This window comes from Tritonibacter sp. AK171 (assembly GCF_030127025.1).
Taxonomy (GTDB): Bacteria; Pseudomonadota; Alphaproteobacteria; order Rhodobacterales; family Rhodobacteraceae; genus Epibacterium; species Epibacterium mobile.
The window spans coordinates 278,604-297,961 of the sequence record NZ_CP126134.1; the positions used below are offsets into that span (position 1 = coordinate 278,604).

The following is a 19,358-nucleotide window of genomic DNA, read 5'->3' on the forward strand; positions in this document are numbered from 1 at the left end:
TTGCGGCGGGCGTGGTCCGCGCAGGCGCTGCGCGGACCCTTTGGCCTGTCTGAAGATCAGGCCAATTTATCACTTTGGCCAGCGTATCAATCAAAAACCGAGGCGATTTGATCGACGGTGACGCCTTCTTTGATTTCGCGCAGCCGCGCATAGATCAACGCGATTGAAATGCCGCTCAGACCCAAGCCCAGTGCCGAGGTGACGACATATGCAATCGACGCCAACAAAATCCCTGCGTTGACCATCAGGATGCCCGCAAGGAAGGGGCCGACAAAGTTAATGATTGCAACGCAGATCCCGATGAGGATCAGGGCCCCCAGGATGGGCCAGCGGTATTCTTTGGTGAGATCCGCGCTTCTTCCAAGCCCGCCAAAGCCAATGCGCTCGATCACAACTGCTGGGGTGACGACGGAGAATACCGCATAAACCCAAAGGCCCGGAATGATGAGCGCTATGCTCGCAACCCCTATCATGAGTCCCACGACGATAGAGAGCACGGCAACCGGCACGATTGCCCGGATCGCGGGAGAAATATAGCGGCCAATCTGAATAGGGTTTCCGAGTTTTGCATCATAGGCCAGTTGAACCAGCAGGGCAGAAGCCAAACTGTAAAACGCAATTTGCAGAACCACAGTGATTGCCCACATTGACACACCCGCCGGAGTGCTCATGTCGGGCAACGCGACACCAATCACCACATCGACGCCGACAAGCGCGCCAGTCAGGAGCAAGCTCAGGAGGCTTGCAATCAAGCCCATAAGCGTGACGGGGATGAGGTTTTTAAAGAAGATCGAAAAGCTCTCGCCAACGATCGCGCCGACACCCAATGCGATCCGGGCGTCTGTATCAGCAGTACTCGACATGATAATCCTTCATCTCTGTATTTTCAGTTGTCTTAATGTCTTTGGGTCCGAGGGTGACCCGGCGAGGGAGTAAACGGTATTTTAACGGTGTTATCTTTGGAGCCGGGCCGGGCGTTCCGCAAGCCTGATGGCTCATGACCAAGGCTGATTTGCCGGATTTCTGTCATGAGGGGGCATCTTCTGCTGCGTAATGTTTGTCCTTGCGCCGTTCACCAAAAAGCTGCCGTTGTTCCAAATGTGCGCGTTGCGCGTTGTAAAAGGCGCGAAGGAACTCCAGCCGCCGCGCCTCTGGCACTTTGTTGGCATAGCCAATTTTCTGTCGGATCTTTTCCACCACCGCTTCGATGGTCGCGCCTTGTTTCTGACCCTTTTGTTGCGCAGTGCCGGTCTCTTGAGCGCGCAGCAGCGCTTCGAGGGTTTGCAATTCAAAGGCGCCGTAGTGATCGAGTTGGTGTGCCAGAAAGACAAACCCTTCTTTCTCGGTGATCTGCTTTGCCGGTTTTCCAGCGAGATCTTTGAGCAAGACGGGCACAGGCATGTGAATGACATGGGTGCCGGCCATCAGGTCTCCCAACCTTTGCCGGTAGGGGTTGCACAAAGGCACCATCAATCCTGCGATGATCCATAAAAGAGCGAGACCAGAGACCAGCGGGGTGGCGGCGTTCAGAGATAACAGCAGGGTGGCAGGCAGAAAGATTTCCGCTTCTTTCATCAGGTTGCGCAGAACCAGCGCATGGGTGCTAAGCGACCTTCCGTCGTGTGAGACGACTTTGATCTTCATCAGCCGCTTGCCCAATGTCTGCCCGTTCCACGCAAGTTCGGTGAGGACGTAATAGGGCACTCGCGTAATGAAGAACATCAGGCTGCCAATGGCTATCAGCGTGTCGGGCGAGCTGAAGCCCAGCGAGGCCACAAGGATCACCAGACAAATCGAGGCAACGAGTGTGAGGATCACATCTGTGATCTGCGCTGCGAGCCTGACACCCAGCCCGGCCACTTCCAGTTTGAGCGGAACGCCCTCTGGGGGCACCAATTCACCGGTCGATGGTTTGGTTTTGGGGGCCTTGCGCCATCTGAGCTTCATGTGCGTGCCCTGCCTGCGAAGACAAACCATGACAACCAGCACAGGCCCACGCCCCAGCCGATCACATAGCGTGCGGTCATATCCTGCACCAACTGCCTGCCGAACCCCTCAAGGAGCGCTGCCGCCACCAGCATGACGGCGGCGACCAGCGCCAGTTTGGCGGCATCTTTGCCCGCGTGCTGCAGGGCGTGCTTGCGTGTGCGGGAACCGGGAAACAACACAGCCGCTCCCAGTTTTACCCCGCCGCCGCAGGCAATACAGATCGCTGAAATTTCGGTGACGCCATGAATGGAGAGCCACCCGCCCAGATCGGCACCCAAGCCGCGCTCCACATGCAAAGCGTAAAACGCACCCAAAATCAGACCGTTGTAAAAGGTCAAAACAATCGCTGGAGCACAGAGAAATACCCCTAGTCCAAAGACAAAAATGGCGATGCGGGTGTTGTGTGAAAACAGCGTTGTCGCAAACGCGCCCAGACCGGAGGATGCGGGGTTTTCATCATAGATGACACGGCGCAGCGCTTCGGTGGTGGAAGAGGGACCGCGCCCGCCCGCAAGCTCTGGCGGCATGAACACATGAAACCACGCCGGGTTCTCCAGATAGAGGAAATACCCGGCCAAAACGCCCAGACCCATGCACAAAAAACCGATGGCGATGAACAGCCACGACCGGCGTATGGCTTGCGGTGCGCTTTGGGTGAAAAACTTGCGAAAGAGCCCGCCCAGACGTTCTTGCGGCGCGTACACAGACAAATAAGCCCGTGCGGTCAGCGCTTCGAGGTAGGTCAAAAGGGCACGATCCAGAGAGATTTCCCGCGCAATGGCAAGCGAGGTTGTGGCCTGTCGATAGAGCGCGGCCAGATCGCGTGCTTCGGCAAATTCCATCCGTTGCAGGCCGTCGCGCTCGGCGCGGGTCACCAGCGCCTCAAGTCGCTGCCAACCCGCCTCGCGTTCCTTGCGGAACCGGGCCGACCGCATAAGATCAGCATCGGACATCAGATCATCTCCCGCGATTTGATCTCAAGATAGGTTGAAATCAACCGGCCTGTGACGGTTTCAGGTGTCGCATCGAGCACCGTGATCCCAAGGCGGGTCAGCCGCTCCAGGACCAACCGACGTTCACTGATCGCTTGGTTTGCGGCCACCAAAAGCGCCACCTCATCAAGATCATCGGGCGCGGTTTCGACCAAAGCTTCGGTGTCTTGATTTCGGATCGCGACAAAGATCAGCAGATGCCGTTTGGACAAAATGCTCAGGTTTTCCACCAACAGCTCGGCCGATGTCGTGTCGATGAAATCGGTGAACACGATGATCAGGCTGCGTTTTGGGGTGCGCGCGTTCAACTCGGTCAGGGCAAGCGTGTGGTTGGTCTCATGCCCGGAATAGGTCAGTTCACTGCTCCAGCTGCGCAGCCGCGCAAAAGCCTGTCGTCCTTCAACTGGGGCCACAAAGGAGCGCGGGCGCACGTCATAGGCGTAATATCCAACCTGATCGCCACCGATCGCCGCAGCCCACGCCACCGCCAGCGCAGAGGTCACGGCGTGGTCGATTTTCGGCAGACCCGCGATGTCCTCACGCATCAGATAGCCATTGTCGAGAGCGACGATAACATGGTGATTGCGCTCGGCACGCAGTTCGCGCGCCACCAGTGACCGGCGTCGGGCGGATCGTTTCCAGTCGATGGATTTGACGTCCATGCCCTGAACAAAATCCCGCAGCTGATGGAACTCCGATCCCTCACCGATGGCCCGGTTCTCCTTCACCCCATAGAGTGCCGATTGCACCGTGGTTGCGATCTTGCCCGATTGCACGAGCCGGATGTTGGGGACCACCCGGACCTCAAGATCAAATGCCAGCCGGGGGACAAATTCAAACAGCCGTAGCCGCGATGTCCAGCACAGCCAGATGTGCTCAAACGCCCAGACCCCGCGCCGGACCCCGCGGCATTGGATTTCGGCCATACCGCTGCCGTCCGGTTGTGGCACAAAGGTGATTTCGCTTTCACCATTCAGCCCTTCGGGCCACGCCAAACGCGCCCGCAGCCCGGCAGGCATCTGTGGGATCTGGAGAGTGAGGGGCTGGCTCTCACCGATGAAAATCTCTTGCGCCATATCATAGTTGAGCTGTTTGCGGCGCGAGAAGGACAGCAGCAGATCCACCACAGCCAGCGCCGCAAGAAGCCCCCAGGGCGCCAGCGCAATGTCACGCAGTCCGTTGGCAAATACCGCACTCAGCATTGACACCAAAAGTGCAATGCAAGCGGCAATCAGCAGGCGGGGCGAAGGACGGATCAGCGGGGGGCCTCGATCTGGTTGAGGATGTTTTCAAGCACCATGGCAGCGCTGCGGCCTTCGATCTCGGCGGAGGGGCCGAGCACGACGCGGTGACGCAGGGCGGGGACAAACAACCGCTTTACGTCGTCGGGAATGGCAAAGTCGCGCCCGCTTAGTCCGGCCAGCGACCGGGTTGCGGCAGCCAAGGCATCGGCGGCGCGCGTCGAGGCGCCAAAGGCGATCTCGGAGCTTTCTCGCGTCGCGCGGACCAGCCGCAGGATATAGGCAAGAATGTCATCATCCAGAATGATCCCGTCGATCAACGCCCGGCTGTCGGCAAGGGCCTCGGCATCGAGGGTCTTTTCCAACCCGCTGGTTTCCATACCGGATTCCATCGGCGCCCCGGCATGCTGGCGTAGAATGGCCATTTCGATCTCTTCGGGTGGGAAATCAATGACGAGCTTGAACAAAAAACGGTCCAGTTGCGCTTCGGGTAGGGGGTATGTGCCTTGTTGCTCAATCGGGTTTTGGGTGGCGACGACGATGAACTCGCGCCCCAATGCGTGGTCGGTGCCGTCGATGCTGACGGTGCGTTCGTTCATCGCCTGCAGCAGCGCCGCCTGGGTTTTGGGTGGGGCGCGGTTGATTTCATCCGCCAACAGCACCTGCGTGAACACCGGCCCCGGTGTCAGTACAAACTCATTGGTCTGAAAGTTGAAGATTGACGTTCCCAGCACATCTCCCGGCATCAGGTCGGGAGTGAACTGAATACGCCCGAACTGCAGATCCATCGCCGCTGCAAAGCTGCGGGCAAGCAGGGTTTTTGCGGTGCCCGGCGGTCCTTCAAGGAGCACGTGCCCGCGCGCAAAGAGCGCGATCAGGAGCATGTCCACCGCCTCTTCCTGCCCGAGAACGGTTTTGCCAATCTCGGCTCGCAGTGCATCGGATCGACGTTGCAGTGTTTCAAGTGTCATGGATTACCTGCTCCAATAGCGCTTCTAGTTCATCGACATGGCGGATTGCCTCCGCTGGGGCGGTTCTTGGCTGGAGCCTTCGAATGTCAGTCAGGGTTTTTTCCAGCGCATCCGCGAGGCCGGGATGACGGCGTGCGACATATCCCAAAAATGCCTTGGGTTCAGCGTAGTGGCGGGCATGGGCCGGGCCAAAGAGCGTGGCTGCCGTGGCGGCCAGACGGGCCTGAGCATAGTCGCCGAGCAAGGCCCCATCCTGATTGCACAAGCGCATCAAGCGCCCCCGCGCCAATAGCGCCTGCGCCTTGCCGCTGGTTGCGGTTGCTGCGTCGCGGCGCACTGGCCCATAGCGCAGCCATGAGTGCCAGATAAACAGCGCCAGCGTCAACAGCCCGCCCAGCCACAGAACCTGAAAGGGTGGCTCAAAAAAGCGTTTGAGGTCAGCCCAGGTGCGTTCACGTTGGCTGCCGCGATCCGGATCGGTCAGCCAGACATCGCGGCTGTAATCTATTACCAGATTGCGCTCGCCCGCGCGGGATCGGAGAAAATCACTAGCAATCAGGGCGTTATCAGCCATGCGCAGCCCGTGATTGTTCAACAGATCGGGGTCTGACAGCACCAGCATACGCGTGTTGTTGGTGCTGTTGCGCGCTTGGCTTTTGGGGATGGCCCTTTTGGGCAGGGCGCAGTCTGCCAGTATCATCGCAGCCTCAGTGCCGATCAAAGGCCTGCAGCTCTCGCTTTTGAACATCTGCGCGGCATAGATGCGCGCTGACATGTCTTGGCCGTCTTCAGACTTGTAACCGAAGTCGCTGAAGGGGACGCGCGCATCGACAATTTTTGCGTCATTCTCTCCAGTCAGGTCGTGCAGTAGCTGTTGGGTCGCGGCGCGCTCGTTCAGCAACACCGGATGCGCTACGCCAGCCAGCCGCATGCCGCTTCGCCATTTGGGCAGCACCACAAGCGTTTGCACCCGGCGCGCCTTTTCCAGAACCGGGCGCATATCCAGATCATACTCATCCTGCTGAAACAGCAATTCGCGCTTGGTCGAGGGATGGCTGCGGGGGCTATCGGGGGCGGTGTCAAACAGCGGCAGCAGCAGCAATCCGACGGAGTTTTGGTCAACCTGCCACCCGCCGAGGAAGCTCTGCGCACTGACGTCCTCGGACGTGAGCCAAGTTTGCAGACCATCAAACCCAGAAGGGGAGGTCCTGAGCACCTGCTGACGTTGCGACAGAGCATAAAACACCACAAAAATGAGCAATACCGCAAAGCCCGCAATGGCCAGCGTTTCCAGCCGGAGCTTGTTGGTCGGCGCGCTTGGGTCAGACAGGCTCATGCGGAGACTCCTGCATGCAACAGCGGGCGTATCTCATCGACATGGGACTGAAATTCCTCTTCGCTGACGTCGCGCCCTCCAAAATGCACCCGTTCGCTGGCCAGAACGAGACTGCGCAGTGCGCTGAGGTGGCTTTGATCGGCAGGCAGATGCCGCAGGGCTTCGCGGGCTGTCCAGCTGCGCTGCAACAGCACACCATTTGCCGCAATCGCCGCCGCCAGAGCGGCTTGTGCCAGTTGGACCAAGGCTTCCCGACGATCCTGAAGGCGCAGGATGCTGGCGAGGTTGCCGGGTACGGGGTGGGTGCTGCCTCTGTTGCCAAAGGGTGTTTTGCCACGTTCCCGTTTGGCGTTTTCGGCGTCACGCCCCATTGAAACGGAGACGTTGCCGCCGAAACGGGCAAAGACATAGGCAATTAGCAAAAGCACCGCGGCAGAGATTACTAAGCCGGGAAAACTCAGGTCGCCCATTGCCCATTCGCCGCTTACGTCGGTTCGCTCCGCTGGGGCTGTGGGTTCCTGACCGGCCTCCATCGGAGGAGGCGGGCGCGTCGGGTCGAAATACGCCACATCGACATCAATGCGGCGAAATCGGATCGCTTTTAGATAGGCCGCACCGCTGTCGCCAATCTCAAGCGGGGCTTCAGAAGATTGTTGCGCAACACTCCAATTGGGGAGCGCGAAGAAGCTGGCCAATAAGAACAGGCGAAAAATCAAAAACATGCGAAAGCGATAAGTGAACAAAATTTCAACGCCCAACCGATACCTGCAATTGCGCCGCAATGTACAGCATTTGATCGCAGATGACTGACAATTGGTTGCGTGGTCCTTTGGTGGGGCGCTTTTTTAGGCCGGTACCCGGACGTCCCATGGCCGCTAAACTGTCCTGTGAGCGGAGCAAAATCAGCGGACCCTGCCGTTTCATGCAAGGCAGATATGCAGGGGAATTGGTTGAAGCCCGTTGAAAACTCCGATCTATCCACGCGCACGAAGCGGGCAAGGGTGAGTCGGAGCAGGAATGACAGAACGCAACCGAGATGCGGCATCGATCTCTTTTGAGGCGGTGGGCAAGGCTTTTGCCAAACCGGGGGGCGGTACTGTTCACGCTCTGGAAGACGTCTCATTGGGCGTCGAGCCGGGGTCGATCACAGGTATTATCGGCCGCTCTGGAGCGGGGAAATCCACGCTTTTGCGCATGGTGAACGGGCTGGAACGCCCGACATCGGGTCGTGTTCTGGTGGGCGCGCATGATGTTGGCACCGCACGCGGTCGTGCCCTGCGCGACATTCGCCGCGACGTGGGCATGATCTTTCAGCATTTCAATCTGCTGGCCTCGCGCACGGTGGCGGGCAACATCGCCATGCCGCTGGAGATCGCGGGGGTTGCAAAATCCGAGATTACGGCGCGTGTGGCGGAACTGGTGGAACGCGTAGGGCTCTCGCAACAGGCCAACCGCTATCCGGCGGAGCTGTCGGGTGGGCAGAAACAGCGCGTTGGGGTTGCCCGCGCATTGGCGACCAAGCCAAAGGTTCTGTTGTCGGATGAGGCCACATCGGCGCTTGATCCGGAAACAACGCAGACCGTGCTGTCGCTGCTGAAAGACATCAACCGCGATCTGGGACTGACGGTTCTGCTGATCACCCATGAAATGGCCGTGGTGCGCGATATCGCGAGCCATGTGGCGGTGATCGACGGCGGGCGTATCGTGGAACATGGGCCGACGCATGATGTCTTTATCGCGCCGAAACATGCCACCACGCGGTCTTTCCTGTCGGGTGTCACCGGGGTGAAACTGCCCGCATTTGTCAAATCCCGCTTGCAGGACACGCCCAGCGAGGGCGGCGAAGAAGTCATTCGGGTTACGTTCTTTGGGCAGCACGCCACCGACCCGATGTTGGCCAAGCTGACCGGAGAGCTGGGCATTGAGGTGAATATCCTCGCCGGTGCGGTCGAGGAAATCGGTTCGCACCCCTTTGGCAATCTTCTGGTGTCCCTGCCTGCCGCGCGCGGCGAAGAGGCGCGTCGTTACCTGCAAGATCACAACCTCAATACGGAGGTGCTCGGCTATGTCGGCTAACCTCATCAATCTGCTGATCGAGGCCACGGGTCAGACCCTCTATATGGTGGCGATTTCGACCTTGCTCGGCACGCTCTTTGGCCTGCCGCTCGGCACGTTTCTCGCCACATCGCAACGCGGCGAGCTGCTCTCGGCCCCGTGGATCAACAAGGTGTTGGGGCTGGTGGTCAATGCGACCCGCTCCGTGCCGTTTATCATTCTGGTCGTTGCGATCATTCCCTTCACGCGTTTGGTGGCGGGCACATCAATCGGGACCACGGCGGCGATTGTGCCGTTGACCCTTGCGGCTGTGCCCTTCATCGCGCGGCTGGTGGAAAATGCGATCCGCGAAGTTGACAGCGGCCTGATCGAAGCAGCCCGCGCCATGGGGGCAACGCCCATTCAGATCATCCGCAAGGTGCTGATCCCCGAGGCGCTGCCCGGCATTACGCTGGGCCTTACCCTCGCGGTGGTCAGCCTGATTGGCTATTCCGCGATGGTCGGGGCCGTGGGCGGTGAAGGCCTCGGTGACCTTGGTATTCGCTATGGATATCAGCGTTTTATGCCCGAAGTTATGGCCATTGTGGTGGTCATCCTGATCGTCCTCGTACAGCTTGTGCAATCCATCGGAGAGTGGATCGCTGCCAAGGTGGACAAACGCGCGCCCAAGGGGCGTGGCGAATAATCCTTTCCTCAATCACGTACTAGCAAGGACTACACACATGCTGCGTATTGCTACCCTCACCTCCGTTCTGGCGCTCACGGCCTCTGCCGCGCTGGCGGCTGAAATCAAGGTCGGCGTCTCCCCCGGTGAGCACGCTGAAATCATGGAACTGGTTGCTGAGGTCGCCGAGCCGATGGGGCTGGAGATCGACGTTGTGGAATTTTCCGACTACGTGATCCCGAATCAAGCGCTGGCGGATGGTGACATTCAGGCGAACTCCTTCCAGCACGTACCCTATCTGGACAACCAGATGGCGGATCGGGGCTTTGATCTGACCGTGGTGGCCAACACCATCACCACCCCGATGGGTGTCTATTCTGACAAGGTGACAGAGCTTTCGGTGCTGGCAGAAGGCGCAAGCTTTGGCATCCCGAATGATCCGACCAACGGCGGGCGCGCGCTTTTGGTGTTGCAGGAACTGGGCCTGATCAAACTGGATGAAAGCGCTGGGCTGAAGCCGACGGTTCTCGACATCACCGAGAACCCCAAGGGGCTGAAATTCACCGAACTGGATGCCGCACAGCTGCCGCGTTCGCTGGCGGATCTGGACGCTGCATTGATCAACACCAACTATGCCATTGCATCGGGCCTGAACCCAAAGACCGACTCTATCGCGATGGAAAGTGCCGAAAACCCTTATGTGAACGTGATCGTTGTGCGCAGCGGTGACGAGAACGCGCCTTGGGTGGAAACGCTGATCAAGGCGTATCACTCCGATGAGGTGAAAACCTTCATTGATGAGAGCTATAACGGCACCGTGCTGACCTCCTGGTAAGGTCGCGCCGTGCACGTTTCAAAAGAGGGGGCTTTGGCCTCCTCTTTTTTGTTTGGGCACCCTGAGGGCGCGGCGGTCAGACCGTCAGAAGTTTTTTATACATTTCAAGCAAGAAGCTCTCGGCCTCGGCGTAGCGATCCTGAAGCTTGGCGGGCGCGATTTCTTCGATCTGAACGTCGAAATCTGCGTAATGCTGGGTGGTTGCCCAGATGGAGAACAGCAGATGATGCGGGTCGACCTTGGCCACGCGCCCGTCTTCGATCCAGTCCTCAAAAACTTGCACCTTGGCGTTGAACAATTCCTTGAGGGGGCCGAAGATTTCGCTGCGAGACTGCGGCAGGCCGCTGAGAATCTCATTGGCGAAAAACTTGCTTTCGCGGGGGAAGTTCTTTGAAATTTCCAGCTTGCGCTTGATGTAGGCGCAGATTTCCTCCACCGGATCACCTTGCGGATTGACCATGCTGAGCGGTGCCATCCACAGTTGCAGCGTGCGCGACAGAAGTTCCTTGCGTATCGCGTCCTTGCTTTCGAAATAATAGAGCAGGTTGGGCGTGGTCAGCCCGGCAGTTTTGGCGATCATATTGATGGATGCGCCCGAAGACCCGTGAAGGGCAAAAACCTCCAGAGCCGCAGTCAGGATTTGCTCGGTTTTCTGACGCTGGATCTTGGTTTTTGGTTTTGCATTTGACATGCGCGCCATCGAACGGGTCCGCCATTTGTAAGCTGAAATAAAGTTGCGCACCTATTGGCACATGTCAAAGGGCGTGGCTAGCGCCCGTGGGCGAGCGGGGCTGCAAAAGGGCCCGATTTGAAATTCAACGGGGTGACATTTGCGTGAGCCCAAAAAAACAGGCGGGCAACATGTGCCCGCCTGCTGGCCAGTTGTCTCGGGGAGTGGTGAGGTCAGGATGCGGCCAGTGAAGCTTTTTTGGCGGCGGCTTCTTGTTGGAACACCGGGATGATCTTTTCGCCGTAGTCGGCGATGATTTTCTCTTCATCGCCGCTGTCGAGGTAGATGTTGAACTGGGTGGTCCCGGCGGCCTCCAGCTCGCGCAACTTGGCAATATGTTCGTCCGGGGTGCCCAGCACGCAGAAGCTCTTCACGATGTCTTCGGTGATGAAGTCCAGATAGGGGTTATCGCTCTGGCCGTGCTTGGAATAGTCATAGCCTTTTCGGTTCTTGATGTAGTCGGTCAGGCTGGTCGGTACGTGATCGCCGTCGGTGCCGTATTTCTCCACGATGTCAGCGACGTGGTTGCCGACCATGGCGGGGAACCACTTGGTCTTCTCGATGCCTTCCTCGATCGGGCCGGTGTGCGCAGGCGCGGCCGCCATTACGCGGTAGTTCGACATATCGCGGCCTTCGGCGTCGCCGCCGGCCTTGGCCTGATCCGCGAGCCATTTGACGATCTTGGGCTCTGCGATCTGCAGCACCACGCCGTCGCCCACTTTGCCAGCCGAGGCCAGCGCCTTGGGGCCATAGGCACCAATCCAGACGGGGAGCTCATAACCGCTGGCCCAGGGGAACTTTACTGGTTCCGGGCATTCGCCGTATTGGACCTCTTCGCCGCGGATTAGGGATTTCACCACATGGGTGAACTCTTCCATCCGCTTGATCGTCGAGGGTTTCTTGCCCATCACGCGCACGGCACTGTCGCCGCGCCCAAGGCCAATGTCGAACCGGCCGCCGGACTGTTTGGCGAGCGAGCCAAAGAGTGAGGCCGCAACCGACCATTCGCGCGAGTTGGGGTTGGTGACCAGCGGGCCAAAACGCATGTTTTCCGTGTGCTCCATGCACATCGCCATCGCCACGAAGCTCTCGCGCCACAGGATGTGACTGTCGTAGAACCAGCAATAGGTGAAGCCTGCATTCTCGGCCTGACGCACTAGGGCGCGGGCGCGGTCAGGTTCAACGAAGCCTTTGAAACAAATTCCGAATTCCATGTCTTCCTCCGTGTTGGAATAGGTTTTTATGCTGTGTGGGTTTAGTGATCGGGGGCGCAGATGCGGATGCCCGCATGGGTGAAGGGCACTGCCTTTGAGATGTTCTGACGGATCAGGATCGGGGTGATCGCCTCGATGCAGCGGGCAGATTGTGCATCACCTGCGTTGTAGGTCTGCACATCCAGCGCGCCGACCAGCTCCATCACTTGTTTGCGGGCGGGCAGGCTGTTGCCGCAGATCAGGATGTCGCAGTTGATGTCCCAATCGAGGTTGTTGAGCGTGGTGGCGGAGACATTGTGCAGTGCGCCCACCACCGGGATCTCATCGCCAAGCAAGGCCTGCGCGGCCTCGGTGGCAGAGCCTTCTGGCGGCATATCGACCTTTTTCGGGTCACCCTCGGCCAGTGGCACCACGATATCGACAAGGATCTTGTCCGCGAGGTGCGGTTTGAGCGTGGTGAGTGTTGCGTTATGGGCTGACCAAGGTACGGCGCAGATCACCATCTGATCGGCGGCTTGCGTTGCCTCAATATTGCCAAGGCCAGAGATTTCGGCAGAGCCTTCGGGCAGTTTCTGCATCAGCTCGGCGGCGATCCCGGCACTGCGCTCGGCGTCGCGAGAGCCAAGTGCGACCTCAATCCCAGCGCGGGCAAACCGCAGTGCCAGACCCTGTCCTTGCGGCCCGGTGCCGCCAATGATCGCGATCTTCATCTGAACATATCCTCCTGTTTTTTCCTGAGTATGTCGGCGCCGCGGCTGTCGGTGGGCTGCCAGTCGAGCCCGCGCAACAGCACAGCCGGGGTGCGCCCGTTCTTGCGCACCACGAGGCCGGTGGCGGCGGCGATTTCATCGGCAAATGCCGGTTCGGTGACCTCCAGCGGGCGGCCCCATGCGTCCAGATTGCCCTGTTCGCGAATGGTGGCGGGCACTTTGGAGAGGCCGATCGCCACATTGACCTGACCCAGCCGCCATGGCCTGCCGAAGGTGTCGGTCATCACCACGCCGATACGGGCATCAAAGCGCTCCGCCAGATCACGTTGCAGCCTTGCGCAGCTTGCGTCCGGGTCTTTGGGCAGCACCATGGCGGCGTCTTCTTCGCCGAAATTGGACTGATCCACTGCCGCATTGGCCGAAATGAACCCAAGCCGGTGTTCGCAGATCATCGTCCCCTCGTTCTGGTCGGGGCGTTTGAACGAACGCACGACGCGGGTGCTTTCGCGCAGGACCACCTCGACCTTGCGGGGGTCTTTGTTCAGCTCTTCGCCATACCGAAGGGCCTCGGGCGAGGGCGTCACGCTGGCAAGCGGAATGATGCAGCCCTCGGCCTTGGAGAAGACCTTCTGCGCCACGCAGAGAATGTCGCCATCCCGCAAGGGAAGATCGGCTTTGCTCAGGCAGTCGGCGAATATGGCCGAGAGATTGTCGCCGTCTTGAATGTCGGGCACGCCAGGCAGGGCCGTGAGGGTGACGCTCAGGCTCATCGGGTGGCCTCCTGCGCAAGGAGTTGCGGGTTGCGGGCGAGCAGGTGGCCGAGGTCCTCAACGGTGTCGACATCGATCCGCAGGCTCTCGAGCGGCAGGATGACGGGCCAAAGCCCGGCCCGTTCTGCCGCGCGGCGGTGATGCACCACGGAGTTGGGGCCGTACTGAAACCGAAACGGGCAGGGCAGCGGGGCCAAGAGCGCATTGGTGCCCAGATCCGCCGATGGGCAGAACACGGCGCGCCCTTGCGCGAGGTCGTGGCTCAGCAAGCGGGCAAGATCGCAAGCTTTTGGCGCGGCGAGATCGCCGGGCAGGATGCAGATTGCATCGTAGCCTTGGCGCGCGCCCCATGCGGCGGCCACTTCAAGTGATTGAGACAGGCCGTCGTGGCCCTCGTCGTCAATCAGGGCGACACCTGCGCGCCTAGCGATGCGGGAAATCTCCGGACTGGAGGTGAGCACCGCGATGTCTACGCTGCCGTGGGGCAGCAACATAAGCGCCTCGGACAGGTGATTGAGCGTTGCCCGAAACAGCGCCAGAGCGATGCCCGCGCGCCCGTTGGCATCCAGCGCCGCGCCGAGCCGTGTCTTGGCGCGAGAGGGGTCTTTCATCGGGATGACCACCAGCCGCTTTTGCGTGAGGGCCGTCATGCGGCGGCTCCTTTGCGGGCATGGTCGTGATGGAAGTCGACGATTTCACGCGCCATGCGTGTTTTATCTTTGAGATCGCGCATCAAGATCGCAGAGCAGATCGGCGTTGGACCGATGGTTTGGATCTCTGGTGCAAGGGCGGCATCGACGTGGTCGATGAACAGCGCGTCCACCACATCGCGGTAGCGCTGGGCAACCCCCACCGCATCTGCCCGTTCGCTAAGGGCTGCCATCATTCTGTCGGCGGGGCCTTTGACGACCTTGCCCGCGATAAAGGGGCTGACCGCCACCTTGGGCGCGCGGGCGGATTGGACCGCTTCGCCAATGCCCGGAATGCTAAGGATCGGTGCGATACTGACCAGCGGGTTTGAGGGCGCAATGACGATCAGATCGGCGGAGGTGATCGCGGCCAGTGCTTCTGAGGTTGGTTTTGCCTGCGTGATGCCGTCAAAGGTCAGCTCCCGCACATCGGGCGCGCAGCGTTCGCGAACGAAATACTCCTGAAAGCTGAGCCAGCCCGCATCGGTCCGTACGCGGGTTTGCACTTGGTCATCCGTGGGCAGCAGGATCTCGGCACCGACACCAAAGGCGCGGGCGACGTCGCGGGCGATGTCGCTGGGGCGATCCCCCTTCAGGCGGCGCTGTGTGCGATAGATATGCAGGCCAAAGTCCCGATCCCCAAGCGACATCCATGTGTCTGCGCCAAGGGTTTTCAGGGTCTCAAGCGCCCGGTGGCTCTCATCAGCGACACCCCAGCCCTGCTGGCGGTCGATCACATCGGCAAGGCTATAGGTCAGCGTATCAATATCGGGCGAGACCCACAGCCCGTGAAAGCTGTCGTCATCCGCCACATTGCCAATCACGCTGAGTGCCACATCCGGCAGCGCGGCCAACCCTTCGGCCATTTTTGCGCCGCCGACGCCCCCCGCAAGGAGCGTGACCTTTGTCTGGGATGTGTCGCTCATTCCGCTGCCTCCAGCGTGGTGCTGCGTTCTGGGAACATCTGGAGGAAATCCAGCGGGTTGCGCCCGCGACGATCCACCAATGGGGCCAGATCTTCGGGGTCGTGATCGTCATAGATGTCGCGCACCTCGTAGATGGTGTTGCGGCGCACCGGCACCCGGCCAGCGGCGCGGATCATCTGAACCAGTTCCTTTGCGGTGATTTCCTGCCCGTGATCGGAGCCTGCCGCGCGCGAGATGCTCTCATTCATCAAGGTGCCGCCAAGGTCGTTGACGCCACGCGCCAGCATCTGCTGGGCGCGGGCCGCGCCGAGTTTTGTCCAGCTGACCTGAATATTGTCGATCCAGCCGTGCAGCATAATGCGCGAGACCGCATGCATCAGATCGACCTCCAGCGCGGTGGGGCCGGGGCGGACCTTGTCGGGGTTTTCCGACCACAGAGGCGACTCGGTATGGACAAAGGACAGCGGGACCAGTTCGGTAAAGCCGCCGGTGTCTTTCTGGATGTCGCGCAGCAGGCGGATATGTGCGGCCCAATGCTCGGGCGCGTCAATATGGCCGTACATGATGGTTGCCGTGGTGGGGATGCCGACCTCATGCGCGGCGCGGATGATCTCCACCCATTTCTCGGCGCTGAGCTTGTTCTTGGTCAGTTGCAGGCGCACTTCGGTGTCGAGGATTTCGGCCGCAGTGCCTGGCATCGAGCCAAGGCCCGCGTCTTTCAGGTCCGCGAGGAAGTCGTGATAGGACATCTTGGTCTTGGACGCGCCATACCAGATCTCGAAGGGGGAGAAGGCGTGAATATGCATGTCCGGCAGCGCCGCCTTAATGGCGCGCACGATGTCGCGGTAATAGGTGCCTTCCATCTTGGGGTGCAGACCGCCCTGAATGCAGACCTCAGTGCCGCCGCGATCCCAGGCTTCTTGCGCGCGCTCCACCACTTGTTCGGGTGAGAGCCATTCGGCCCCCGCATCCTCGCTGCGCTTGGCAAAGCCGCAGAACCGGCAGCCCATGTAGCAGATATTGGTGAAGTTGATATTGCGATTGACCACAAAGGAGACATGATCGCCGTTGGTGCGTCGTCGAAGCTCATTTGCGGTGCGATACACGGCTTCCGCATCTGCACCGCTGGTTTTAAAGAGGCTGACGCCTTCAGCTTCGCTAACCTCGCCGCCGCTCAGGGCCTTGTCGAGGATCTGCCGGATCGGGGCGGCGGCACCATCGGTCAGGGCGTGTACTGCTGCTGTCGGGGATTCAATCGTTTGCCGGATGGTCATGCGGTCTCTCCCATATGCCGTTGTTCGCGGGCCAGCCCGTTGGTGCCGGCCATGCCATGGGCGCGGCGCAGAACGGCGGGGTTGATGAAATCGGTCTCTGTGGTCAGGTAGCGGGGATAGACGGTCAGCCGTTCGCGCAGCTCAAACCCCGCTTCTGTGCAGGATCGATCCAGCGACCGGATTTCCGGCCATTCATGTTGTGGATTGATGAAGTCGATGGTGACCGGCGAAATGCCGCCCCAATCGTTGATGCCCGCCTCAAGATAGGCGATGTGACGCGCGCTGAGATTGGGGGGCGCTTGCAGGCTGATGTCCGGTGACAGGATGATCCGCGCCGCTGCAATGGTGCGCAGCATGTCCTCCAATGTGGGCTCCGGGTGCTGCGCCATATCGATATCGGGTTTGCGCTGAAAATTCTGGATGATCACTTCTTGGATGTGACCGTGGCGGGCATGGGCTGCGTTGATCGCGTGCAGCGCCTCAATGCGCTCGGCAAAGCTTTCGCCAATCCCGATCAACAGACCGGTGGTGAAAGGCACCTGTTTCTCGCCTGTGCGTTCCAGCGTGCGCAGGCGCTGGACCGGCACCTTGTCGGGGCAGGCAAAATGCGGATGGCCCCGGCGGGTCAGCCGACGGCTGACGGTTTCCAGCATCATCCCCATGGAGGCCGCGACCGGGCGCAAAACGTCGATTTCATCGTCGGTGAGCGTACCCGCATTCACATGCGGCAGGAGCGTGGTCTCCTCCAGCACCAGCTCGCACATGTCGCGCAGGTAATCGGTGAGGCGGCTGTAGCCAAGCCTTCCCAGCCCCGCACGGGCCTTGGCATAGCGCAGTTCCGGCTTTTCTCCGAGGCTGAACAACAGCTCCTTGCAGCCCTCCTGTTCGCCCTTTTGCGCGGTCGCCAGAACTTGCTCTGGCGTCATGATATTGGCCTCTGGCGAGTCCGGGTGTTTGACGAAGGTGCAATAGCCGCAGGTGTCGCGACACATGTTGGTCAGAGGCACGAATGCCTTGCGCGAATAGGTGATCGTCCGGCCCCATTGGGCATCACGGATTTGGGCCGCACGGCTCATCAAAGCGCGCAGATCTCCCGCCTCCGCCCAGGCCGTGCCTGTGCTGAGCGATTGGGTATTCATGGTGTCCTCCCTGCCTCAAGGATTGTGGGTCAGGGTGGCAGCTGTCAAATATTTTTTTAGCTGTAGCTCAAAAAATGAAACGTAAATGTGCCAATAATCTATTTAACCATATGAATAATAACGATATAAAAATGAACTTATGAAAATTATTGACTACTAAGTAAAACAATCAAATACTCCCTCTTGCTCGTGACGATCCTTTGGGAGGAGGGCTGTCACGCTAAGGGAGGACATCAAAGTGCGAATAGGAACGCCGCGAGAGTTGGCGACTGGCGAGTCGCGAGTAGCGATGACGCCATTGTCGGCGCTTGATCTTCAGAAGCTGGGGTTTGAGTGCTGTATTGAGTCTGGTGCGGGTGAGGCTGCGGGGTTTACCGATGCGGCCTATGCCGAGGCCGGGGTGGAGGTGATCAAGACCGCCGCCGGGCTGTGGAAGGCCGCCGATATCATCGCCAAGGTGCGCGCACCCAATGAGACCGAACTGAAGCGGCTCAATAAATCCAAGACGCTGATTTCCTTCTTCAATCCGGGCGGCAATGAAGAGGGCCTTGAGCTCGCCAAATCCAAGGGCGCCACCGTGATCGCCATGGAAATGGTGCCGCGCATCAGCCGCGCGCAGAAGATGGACGCGCTGAGTTCCATGGCCAATATCGCCGGCTACCGCGCGGTGATCGAAGCGGGCAACAATTTTGATCGGTTCTTCACCGGCCAGATCACAGCGGCGGGCAAGGTGCCCCCGGCCAAGGTTCTGGTGGTGGGCGCAGGTGTTGCGGGCCTCGCGGCGATCGGCACCTCCACCTCGTTGGGCGCAGTGACCTACGCCTTTGATGTGCGCCCCGAAGTGGCCGAGCAGGTCGAGTCGATGGGCGCGGAATTTGTCTATCTCGACTTTGAGGAAGAGCAGCAGGATGGGGCCGCCACCGGCGGCTATGCCTCTGTATCGAGCCCAGAATTCCGCGAGGCCCAGCTGGCCAAATTCCGCGAGCTGGCGCCGGAGGTGGACATCGTCATCACCACCGCGCTGATCCCCAACCGCGAGGCCCCGAAGCTCTGGCTGGCGGATATGGTCGCGGCGATGAAGCGCGGCTCGGTCATCGTCGACCTTGCGGCCGAGCGGGGCGGCAATGTCGAAGGCACCGTGAAGGACGAAAAAATCGTCACCGACAATGGTGTGACCATCATCGGCTATACCGATTTCCCCAGCCGGATGGCGAGCCAGTCCTCCAGCCTCTATGCCACCAACATCCGCCACATGATGACCGATCTGACCCCGGAAAAGGACGGTCAGGTGGTGCATGACATGGAGGATGACGTGATCCGCGGGGCCACCGTGACCCACGCGGGCGAGATCACCTTCCCGCCGCCGCCGCCCAAGGTGCAAGCCATTGCGGCGCAAAAGAAACCCGAACCACCCAAGGAGCTGACGGCCGAGGAAAAACGCGCCGCAGAAGTCGCGGCCTTTAAGCAGCAGACCAAGAATCAGGTCACATTGCTGGCGGTGGGGGCTGCGTTGTTGCTGACCGTCGGGCTGGTGGCCCCGGCGAGCTTCATGCAGCACTTCATCGTCTTTGTGCTCTCGGTCTTTGTGGGCTTTCAGGTGATCTGGAACGTCTCGCACAGCCTGCACACGCCCTTGATGGCGGTCACCAATGCGATCTCTTCGATCATCATTCTCGGTGCCTTGATGCAGATCGGCTCTGGCTCGTGGCTGGTGATTTTCCTCGCGGCCCTCAGCGTTTTTATGGCCGGGATCAATATCTTCGGCGGCTTCCTCGTGACACGGCGCATGCTCGCCATGTTCCAGAAATCCTAAGGGAGGAGAG

19 protein-coding genes are annotated in these 19,358 nt (G+C 59.9%); 4 read left to right on the forward strand and 15 right to left on the reverse strand.

Translation table 11 applies throughout. The annotated features are described in order from the left end of the window. Positions 1–86: 86 nt before the first annotated feature. From QNI81_RS01360 to QNI81_RS01390, 7 genes are all read right to left on the reverse strand, one after another. On the reverse strand, positions 87–863 hold the full coding sequence (locus QNI81_RS01360) for a hypothetical protein (protein WP_126136230.1): 777 nt from the start codon (positions 861–863) through the stop codon (positions 87–89). Positions 864–1,026: 163 nt separating this feature from the next. After that, positions 1,027–1,947, reverse strand: a complete 921-nt coding sequence (locus QNI81_RS01365) for an RDD family protein (RefSeq protein ID WP_283967109.1) — start codon at positions 1,945–1,947, stop codon at positions 1,027–1,029. Continuing rightward, positions 1,944–2,942 carry a stage II sporulation protein M gene (locus QNI81_RS01370; protein WP_065322973.1) on the reverse strand — a complete coding sequence of 333 codons (999 nt, stop codon included), beginning with the start codon at positions 2,940–2,942 and terminating at the stop codon, positions 1,944–1,946. Before QNI81_RS01370 ends, QNI81_RS01365 begins: the two co-directional genes overlap by 4 nt. After that, a complete protein-coding gene (locus QNI81_RS01375; protein WP_283967110.1) occupies positions 2,942–4,183 on the reverse strand; it encodes a DUF58 domain-containing protein in 1,242 nt (413 codons plus the stop codon). The genes QNI81_RS01370 and QNI81_RS01375 overlap by 1 nt, the downstream gene beginning before the upstream one ends. Before the next feature lie 53 nt (positions 4,184–4,236). Beyond that, the gene (locus QNI81_RS01380) at positions 4,237–5,193 is read right to left on the reverse strand and encodes an AAA family ATPase (RefSeq protein ID WP_065327092.1); all 957 of its coding nucleotides are present in this window, start codon (positions 5,191–5,193) and stop codon (positions 4,237–4,239) included. Continuing rightward, complete coding sequence (locus tag QNI81_RS01385) at positions 5,183–6,529, reverse strand: hypothetical protein (RefSeq protein ID WP_283967111.1); 1,347 nt, start codon at positions 6,527–6,529, stop codon at positions 5,183–5,185. Before QNI81_RS01385 ends, QNI81_RS01380 begins: the two co-directional genes overlap by 11 nt. After that, the gene (locus QNI81_RS01390) at positions 6,526–7,251 is read right to left on the reverse strand and encodes a DUF4129 domain-containing protein (protein ID WP_283967112.1); all 726 of its coding nucleotides are present in this window, start codon (positions 7,249–7,251) and stop codon (positions 6,526–6,528) included. The genes QNI81_RS01385 and QNI81_RS01390 overlap by 4 nt, the downstream gene beginning before the upstream one ends. A 295-nt stretch (positions 7,252–7,546) precedes the next feature. On the opposite strand from QNI81_RS01390, the gene QNI81_RS01395 reads away from it, so the two are divergent. From QNI81_RS01395 to QNI81_RS01405, 3 genes are read left to right on the forward strand one after another with little or no spacing between them, the layout of a single operon-like run. Continuing rightward, positions 7,547–8,605 (forward strand): methionine ABC transporter ATP-binding protein, encoded by a 1,059-nt coding sequence (locus QNI81_RS01395; RefSeq protein WP_283967113.1) that lies wholly within the window; start codon positions 7,547–7,549, stop codon positions 8,603–8,605. After that, positions 8,595–9,269 (forward strand): methionine ABC transporter permease, encoded by a 675-nt coding sequence (locus tag QNI81_RS01400; RefSeq protein WP_005643708.1) that lies wholly within the window; start codon positions 8,595–8,597, stop codon positions 9,267–9,269. The genes QNI81_RS01395 and QNI81_RS01400 overlap by 11 nt, the downstream gene beginning before the upstream one ends. Positions 9,270–9,306: 37 nt before the next feature. Next, positions 9,307–10,083, forward strand: coding sequence for a MetQ/NlpA family ABC transporter substrate-binding protein (locus tag QNI81_RS01405; protein WP_283967114.1), 777 nt, complete (start codon positions 9,307–9,309; stop codon positions 10,081–10,083). Positions 10,084–10,159: 76 nt separating this feature from the next. Here the strand turns inward: QNI81_RS01405 and QNI81_RS01410 are convergent, their stop codons facing one another. The 8 genes from QNI81_RS01410 to cofG all read right to left on the reverse strand — a co-directional run bounded on the left by QNI81_RS01410 (position 10,160) and on the right by cofG (position 17,535). Continuing rightward, positions 10,160–10,783 carry a TetR family transcriptional regulator C-terminal domain-containing protein gene (locus QNI81_RS01410; RefSeq protein ID WP_009177336.1) on the reverse strand — a complete coding sequence of 208 codons (624 nt, stop codon included), beginning with the start codon at positions 10,781–10,783 and terminating at the stop codon, positions 10,160–10,162. Between the two features lie 203 nt (positions 10,784–10,986). Then, complete coding sequence (locus tag QNI81_RS01415; protein ID WP_283967115.1) at positions 10,987–12,027, reverse strand: TIGR03842 family LLM class F420-dependent oxidoreductase; 1,041 nt, start codon at positions 12,025–12,027, stop codon at positions 10,987–10,989. A 41-nt stretch (positions 12,028–12,068) separates the two neighbouring features. Then, a complete protein-coding gene (gene npdG, locus QNI81_RS01420; protein WP_009176853.1) occupies positions 12,069–12,737 on the reverse strand; it encodes an NADPH-dependent F420 reductase in 669 nt (222 codons plus the stop codon). Further along, positions 12,734–13,507: a coenzyme F420-0:L-glutamate ligase gene (gene cofE / locus QNI81_RS01425; RefSeq protein ID WP_283967116.1), complete on the reverse strand. Its 774-nt coding sequence runs from the start codon at positions 13,505–13,507 to the stop codon at positions 12,734–12,736. Before cofE ends, npdG begins: the two co-directional genes overlap by 4 nt. Beyond that, positions 13,504–14,157: a 2-phospho-L-lactate guanylyltransferase gene (gene cofC / locus QNI81_RS01430; RefSeq protein ID WP_283967117.1), complete on the reverse strand. Its 654-nt coding sequence runs from the start codon at positions 14,155–14,157 to the stop codon at positions 13,504–13,506. The genes cofE and cofC overlap by 4 nt, the downstream gene beginning before the upstream one ends. Continuing rightward, positions 14,154–15,122 (reverse strand): 2-phospho-L-lactate transferase, encoded by a 969-nt coding sequence (cofD, locus tag QNI81_RS01435; RefSeq protein WP_283967118.1) that lies wholly within the window; start codon positions 15,120–15,122, stop codon positions 14,154–14,156. The genes cofC and cofD overlap by 4 nt, the downstream gene beginning before the upstream one ends. Continuing rightward, positions 15,119–16,396 (reverse strand): 5-amino-6-(D-ribitylamino)uracil--L-tyrosine 4-hydroxyphenyl transferase CofH, encoded by a 1,278-nt coding sequence (gene cofH, locus QNI81_RS01440; protein ID WP_283967119.1) that lies wholly within the window; start codon positions 16,394–16,396, stop codon positions 15,119–15,121. Before cofH ends, cofD begins: the two co-directional genes overlap by 4 nt. Then, complete coding sequence (cofG, locus tag QNI81_RS01445) at positions 16,393–17,535, reverse strand: 7,8-didemethyl-8-hydroxy-5-deazariboflavin synthase CofG (RefSeq protein ID WP_283967120.1); 1,143 nt, start codon at positions 17,533–17,535, stop codon at positions 16,393–16,395. The genes cofH and cofG overlap by 4 nt, the downstream gene beginning before the upstream one ends. A 238-nt stretch (positions 17,536–17,773) precedes the next feature. Between cofG and QNI81_RS01450 the strand changes: the two genes are divergently transcribed. Then, positions 17,774–19,348 carry a Re/Si-specific NAD(P)(+) transhydrogenase subunit alpha gene (locus QNI81_RS01450; RefSeq protein WP_283967121.1) on the forward strand — a complete coding sequence of 525 codons (1,575 nt, stop codon included), beginning with the start codon at positions 17,774–17,776 and terminating at the stop codon, positions 19,346–19,348. Positions 19,349–19,358: the final 10 nt, after the last annotated feature.

Excerpts from the sequence above, each read along its gene's own strand:
- QNI81_RS01360 (WP_126136230.1), bottom strand. The coding sequence starts at position 863 with ATGTCGAGTACTGCTGATACAGACGCCCGGATCGCATTGGGTGTCGGC.
- QNI81_RS01365 (WP_283967109.1), bottom strand. The coding sequence starts at position 1,947 with ATGAAGCTCAGATGGCGCAAGGCCCCCAAAACCAAACCATCGACCGGT.
- QNI81_RS01370 (WP_065322973.1), bottom strand. The coding sequence starts at position 2,942 with ATGTCCGATGCTGATCTTATGCGGTCGGCCCGGTTCCGCAAGGAACGC.
- QNI81_RS01375 (WP_283967110.1), bottom strand. The coding sequence starts at position 4,183 with ATGCTGAGTGCGGTATTTGCCAACGGACTGCGTGACATTGCGCTGGCG.
- QNI81_RS01380 (WP_065327092.1), bottom strand. The coding sequence starts at position 5,193 with ATGACACTTGAAACACTGCAACGTCGATCCGATGCACTGCGAGCCGAG.
- QNI81_RS01385 (WP_283967111.1), bottom strand. The coding sequence starts at position 6,529 with ATGAGCCTGTCTGACCCAAGCGCGCCGACCAACAAGCTCCGGCTGGAA.
- QNI81_RS01390 (WP_283967112.1), bottom strand. The coding sequence starts at position 7,251 with ATGTTTTTGATTTTTCGCCTGTTCTTATTGGCCAGCTTCTTCGCGCTC.
- QNI81_RS01395 (WP_283967113.1), top strand. The coding sequence starts at position 7,547 with ATGACAGAACGCAACCGAGATGCGGCATCGATCTCTTTTGAGGCGGTG.
- QNI81_RS01400 (WP_005643708.1), top strand. The coding sequence starts at position 8,595 with ATGTCGGCTAACCTCATCAATCTGCTGATCGAGGCCACGGGTCAGACC.
- QNI81_RS01405 (WP_283967114.1), top strand. The coding sequence starts at position 9,307 with ATGCTGCGTATTGCTACCCTCACCTCCGTTCTGGCGCTCACGGCCTCT.
- QNI81_RS01410 (WP_009177336.1), bottom strand. The coding sequence starts at position 10,783 with ATGGCGCGCATGTCAAATGCAAAACCAAAAACCAAGATCCAGCGTCAG.
- QNI81_RS01415 (WP_283967115.1), bottom strand. The coding sequence starts at position 12,027 with ATGGAATTCGGAATTTGTTTCAAAGGCTTCGTTGAACCTGACCGCGCC.
- npdG (WP_009176853.1), bottom strand. The coding sequence starts at position 12,737 with ATGAAGATCGCGATCATTGGCGGCACCGGGCCGCAAGGACAGGGTCTG.
- cofE (WP_283967116.1), bottom strand. The coding sequence starts at position 13,507 with ATGAGCCTGAGCGTCACCCTCACGGCCCTGCCTGGCGTGCCCGACATT.
- cofC (WP_283967117.1), bottom strand. The coding sequence starts at position 14,157 with ATGACGGCCCTCACGCAAAAGCGGCTGGTGGTCATCCCGATGAAAGAC.
- cofD (WP_283967118.1), bottom strand. The coding sequence starts at position 15,122 with ATGAGCGACACATCCCAGACAAAGGTCACGCTCCTTGCGGGGGGCGTC.
- cofH (WP_283967119.1), bottom strand. The coding sequence starts at position 16,396 with ATGACCATCCGGCAAACGATTGAATCCCCGACAGCAGCAGTACACGCC.
- cofG (WP_283967120.1), bottom strand. The coding sequence starts at position 17,535 with ATGAATACCCAATCGCTCAGCACAGGCACGGCCTGGGCGGAGGCGGGA.